The sequence below is a fragment of the Vibrio rumoiensis 1S-45 genome, assembly GCF_000286955.2.
Lineage (GTDB): Bacteria > Pseudomonadota > Gammaproteobacteria > Enterobacterales > Vibrionaceae > Vibrio > Vibrio rumoiensis_A.
This window is the reverse complement of sequence record NZ_AJYK02000014.1, coordinates 1-5,769: the sequence shown is the minus strand read 5'-3', so window position 1 is coordinate 5,769 and position 5,769 is coordinate 1. Positions and strand designations below refer to the sequence as shown.

Sequence of the window (5,769 nt, the reverse complement as noted above, 5' to 3'; positions counted from 1 at the left end):
ATTTGATGAGGCTTTTTTGTATCTGCGTATTGAGGTGACATGACTCTATAATTACCCACTCAGCCGCTTAGGTTAAAAATAAAGCCTATACTGTTCTTATTCTCTATCACACAGATAAACTCCATGTAATAGAGAGTATAAGGCTCACAAAACGCTGCTGGCTTTAAACTGCGTTTCTCTATCAGTTCAATCTAAGGCTTATCGCTCTAAACCACCAATGCAGACATACTTAGTTTCTAGGTATTCTTCTAGCCCTTCTTTCGCACCTTCTTTACCATTACCAGACTGCTTAACGCCACCGAATGGCGCAACCTCTGTCGAAATAACCCCTTCATTTACGCCAACCATGCCATATTCAAGGTTATGAGCCACGCGCCAAATTCGGTTCATATCTTGGCTATAAAAGTACGCAGCTAAGCCATAAATTGTGTCATTTGCCATCGCAATCATTTCATCTTCATGTTCAAAACGAATGATAGGTAAAATAGGACCAAAAATTTCACCTTGAACAATTGGTCGATCATGCTCAACATCGACAAGTACCGTGGGTGCAACGAACTGCCCTTCCAATTGAACGTCTTTATTTACCTGTTTAGCACCACGGCCTTTTGCCTCTTCAATCAAATCCAGTAAGCGTTTCTTCGCCTCTTTAGTGATCACAGGGCCAATATCGGTTGACTCATCTAAGCCATTCCCCACCTTGAGCTTATCGACTTCTGCCACCAGCTTGTCAATAAACTCATCATAGACGGCATCTTGTACATAAAAACGGTTAGCACAAACACACGTTTGACCAGCATTGCGAAACTTACTAGCAATCGCACCTTTAACGGCATGATCAATATCGGCATCATCAAACACAATGAATGGCGCATTTCCGCCTAATTCCATCGAGGTGCGCTTAATCGTAGATGCGCATTGCATTTGTAACTTTCGACCCACTAATGTAGAGCCAGTGAACGAAAATTTACGCACAGAAGAATGATAGGTAAAGACTTCACCCACATCATGCGCACTTTCGCCTACAACCATGCGTAGAACGTCTTTAGGGATACCAGCTTGATAAGCCAGCTCGGTAACAGCGAAAGCTGTGAGAGGCGTCAATTCAGACGGTTTACAAATAAAGCTACAACCCGCAGCCAAGGCTGGAGCACCTTTACGCGTGATCATCGCTAATGGAAAATTCCAAGGCGTAATTGCTGCAGCTACTCCAACGGCTTGTTTGACCGTCAGTAATGTTCTGTCATTGGTTGCCGATGGAATGGTTGAACCATAAGCTCTACGACCTTCTTCAGCAAACCATTCAATAAAAGATGCGCCATAACGAACCTCGCCTAACGCTTCTTTCAACGGCTTCCCACATTCAAGCGTGATCAGCATGGCTAAATCGTCTTCATTTTCCAAGATGAGTTGATGCCATTTTTTTAAGAAACGACAACGCTCTGCCGCCGGTTTCTTTTGCCAAGCTTTTTGGCCAATCTCTAAATCAAGCACATCTTGTTCAATTTTGGCTTGGCAAGACATCGCAACAGTACCAAGTAAACTATTATCGAATGGATTGAATACTTGTTGTCCTTTTCCGTCAATTAGCACAGAAGCAAGCAAAGTTTGATTTTTTAGTTGTTCCATATCCATTCCTTTCTACTTATCAATAAATTTTAATTCTTATTTCAAATACAATTTGGCTGAAAGACTTATCAGAAGAACTTCACATAATGCGCTCTATGACCAAAATAATCTAGGCTTCCAAATAGTACCCATGTCAATAAATGAAAACAAAAAAGCCCCTACTGAATAAGTAGAGGCTTTGATCACAGAAAGTAGCGGGGATTAATCGATATCAATAAACAATACATCATCTTCTTTTTTAATGATTGCTTCACCACGAACGGTTAAATGAGGATCATTGATAACCTCTATTTTTGAACGTGGCCATCCCTGTTTATACAGATAGGGTTGAATGAAGTGATAACGTAAATTAGACAATGTTTTAAATGCATTAGAATCCGTCAACTGGTACATGTAAGCACTGGTTTTCACTTCATCAACACTGATCACGACTTTCTTAAAACTTTTCGGTTGTTTTAAATAACCGTGAGTATCATTTTTTTCTAAGATGGTCGCCATCGCCACTCTGCTGCTAGTATAACCCGAGTTGTAATCATGCATTTGATAAGCAAATGGAATAAACAACAACAGCAAAGCCACTGCTCGCCAGCATTTATTGTTTAATAGCAAAATCATCATACTTAAACCAATCGGCAAAGTAATACCAGAGCGCAATGGAACCGTTACGCCCATCGCAATCACACTGGCATAAATTGAAATCACAACAAGAAAAACAATTAAAGTGTACTTCAGGTGTTTTTTAGCTGCCCACAAAGTGGTTAGAGCAACAGGAAGATAAAACCACGGGCTAAGATTCGAAATGTATAAAGCATTACGTTCAAAGTTATCCGAGCTCTTGGTTATATTTTCAATCAAGCCTGCCACACTGTTTAATGGATCTGAACGTCTCCAAGAAGCAAATTGAATAAAGCTCGCATGATCGGAGAAAAAATAGGTATAAGCGTACACCAACCCATTCGCCACCACATAACCCAAGACATAGCCAATTGCCCACACACATAAGAATTTAAAAATATCAAAGTATGATGAACGACTTAAGCTTGAAAGAAATAGCAACGGCATTAAGAAATAGAATGCAGGGTAAGTAGCAAACAACAATATGCCTGAAACAATTAATAAGGCGTATGGGTTAAACTTATCTTTTACATGAGCAAATAATGCCAACATAAAGCAACCAGGGATCAAGGTCATTGGCCACTTAAATAGCATTGTAAAATAAGGCACACTCACGATTAATAAGCCAAAACACAATGCTAACCAAGTATCTTTTCTTACGCCTAACGCTAACCGATAGCCGAAGTAAAATATAAAGGCATCACACAACATCACCGCAATAGGTGACGGTATCGCTCGGAGGGTATAGAACAAAGCAAAATTAATCCAACGCCCTTCAGATACAAACTTATCGCTGTATCCTTCCATGTAAGGTAAGGCATCATGAGCAATGTTAGACACAACTGACATGTGAACATTGAATATGGTTACCATAGCCAATGCAGTAAAAAAGCACCACTTCGCCACTTCTTTCCAATCGATTCGCCCATCATGATATACAAACGAAAAAATAGACTTCATAGAAGCACCTTGAGTGAAGACTTTCTGGTAGCCAAGGTAGTTAATCACCATCGACACACATACCGCTAATGCCTGAGCAAGGTAAACCATAACTCCGCCATAATGTACTAATAGGTACAAGGTCGCCGTCGAGCAACCAAGCGAAGTCAGGTTAACAATACAAAATGGCAAAAACTGCCCTTTCTTGGCCTCGCTTTTAAAGACAAAACTGCGGTTTAACGCATAGCTCACTAGCATGCCAACAAGGTATGACAGCACAGAAGACACGATATATCGATCAGATACTTGGTACAGGGCAACGAACGCAAGGTACGCTGCCACTGTATTAATCACGCCAACTAAACCAAAACGAATTTTTTGTTTAAAATCGGTATAAACCAGATTATTTAACAGTTTCATCGGCTTTTGCAGCATCGAGTTCTCTACTTTTCTTAATGATATATAACGGACGGTCTTTTGATTCATTGTAAATACGCGCCACGTATTCACCCAAAATACCAATTGAGATTAACTGTACTCCACCCATGAATAAGATTGAGACTAATAATGAAGTCCAGCCAGATTCCCAATGATCAGTCATCAATCGAACGTACACTGAATACAACAGCATTAACATCGCAAAACCAGAACAAGCAAAGCCCATCATGATCGATAATTTCAACGGTTTTACCGAAAACGATAAAATACCATCGATACCAAACTTCAGCATTTTGGTTAATGGGTATTTAGATTCACCAGCAAAACGAGCAGAACGCTCATAGTTAATAGACGTTTGATTAAAGCCAATCCAACTTACCATGCCACGAATAAAACGAGATTTTTCTGGCATGGCGACTAAGTGATCAACCACTTGACGGTCCATCAAACGGAAATCGCCAGTATCTAATGGAATCGGGACTTCAGATAAATAATTTAATGTGCGGTAAAACCATTTAGCGGAAGCTAACTTAAATTTAGATTCACCTTCACGACTGGCTCGTGTGCCATAAACCACATCAAAGCCTTCTTCCCACTTCACGATCATATCAGCGATCAACTTAGGAGGATCTTGTAGATCGGCATCGATCAATACGACAGCATCACCAGTACTCACATCCAAGCCAGCACTAACCGCTTGTTGATGACCGAAGTTACGTGAAAATGAAATAGTACGAACATTATCATGTTGCTGGCTGTGCGCTAATAATTTGGATTCAGTGTCATCTGAACTGCCATCATTTACAAAAATCAATTCAAACTGATAGTTATCAATGCCATTGGTTACTGAAATCAATTCAGCAATCGTTGTATCGATCACTTCACTTTCATTAAAGCAAGGCACCACAATAGAGACGGTTTTCATAATTTACCCGAGTTATTTACAAACAGTGGAAATTGGCAGGTCATGTCAATTTATAAGGTCGTTTTACGCTTTCAAAAAGAAACATAAAAAAGATAGTACGGAGTAAACGACGGTATGTGATGGCTCATTACAAATGTAACAACTTGTATCTAAGATAGTTGAATTTAGAAATTATTCACTGATTAATCACTGTTTTGTCAAAGTTTTTACAAAACATACCCTGAATTGACAAAAGGTGGATGTTTTACAGATAAGCAAACCAGATTAACCGCTACCTATCGCCTTATTGTTAAGTTCTAGCTCAATGCTTTCTACATTCAATTTGTTTATTCAGATGCCCACAGAGATTAAAAACATTAATCGAAATTAAATTAACCATATCTCCAAATATTAATATTAACTTTTCTTCCCGAACCTCCCTTCCATAAAGGGCTGTACGCCAGCGCTAACACGGCAAAATTAAAAACTATAAATCACTGATCGTATTAGCCGGAGCCGCAGCCATTGAAAAGGCGGCTAAAGATGCGGGTTACTCGGTTCACGTTCCTTTTGTCGCCGGACGTAATGACGCACTACAAGCACAAACAAACATCCATACCTTTGATGCGCTACAACCTAAAGCCGATGCTTTCCGTAATTACTATGAAAACAATTTGGCATTATCACCAACCGAAATGCTGGTAGACAAAGCCAATACATTAACCTTATCCGTCCCAGAAATGACCGTATTAATTGGCGGGCTACGTGTATTAGCAACCAATAGCGATCACTCAAAAAATGGCGTATTAACCCATAAGCCTGGAGTATTAACGAATGACTTTTTTGTTAACTTACTCGACATGTCTACAAAGTGGGATAAGTCGCCTAAAGATGAAGGACTCTATCAAGGCCGAGATCGTAAATCGGATACATTGAAATGGACAGCAACACCTGTTGACTTGATTTTCGGCTCAAGTTCAGAACTTAGAGCAGTATCTGAAGTGTATGCGAGTAAAGATTCAAACCAAAAGTTTGTCAGCGACTTTGTTAAAGCATGGGTCAAAGTTATGCAACTCGATCGCTTTGATCTACACCAATAATCACGACTAAAGATCGCGTTTACGGCTAACCTCCAAGCCTGAATTCATCTTCAGGCTTTTTTTATTAAATAACAAACGCAAAAAAGCCGACCCTATTAAGGATCGGCTTTTCTATATTTGGTAGCGGTAGGCGGACTTGAACCG

General features: G+C 39.8%; 3 protein-coding genes and 1 pseudogene. 1 reads left to right on the top strand and 3 read right to left on the bottom strand.

All coding sequences use genetic code 11. The features are described 5' to 3' along the window. Positions 1-198 precede the first annotated feature (198 nt). From A1QC_RS02305 to A1QC_RS02295, 3 genes are all read right to left on the bottom strand, one after another. Entirely contained in the window at positions 199-1,629 is a 1,431-nt protein-coding gene (locus A1QC_RS02305; protein WP_017026069.1) for an NAD-dependent succinate-semialdehyde dehydrogenase, read from the bottom strand. Positions 1,630-1,830: 201 nt separating this feature from the next. Further along, a complete protein-coding gene (locus A1QC_RS02300; RefSeq protein WP_198926400.1) occupies positions 1,831-3,669 on the bottom strand; it encodes a GtrA family protein in 1,839 nt (612 codons plus the stop codon). Beyond that, complete coding sequence (locus tag A1QC_RS02295) at positions 3,587-4,546, bottom strand: glycosyltransferase family 2 protein (protein ID WP_017026067.1); 960 nt, start codon at positions 4,544-4,546, stop codon at positions 3,587-3,589. The genes A1QC_RS02300 and A1QC_RS02295 overlap by 83 nt, the downstream gene beginning before the upstream one ends. Positions 4,547-5,022: 476 nt before the next feature. Here A1QC_RS02295 and A1QC_RS02290 point away from each other — a divergent pair. Continuing rightward, a pseudogene (locus A1QC_RS02290) lies at positions 5,023-5,625 on the top strand (peroxidase family protein); the annotation flags it as partial. Positions 5,626-5,769 lie beyond the last annotated feature (144 nt).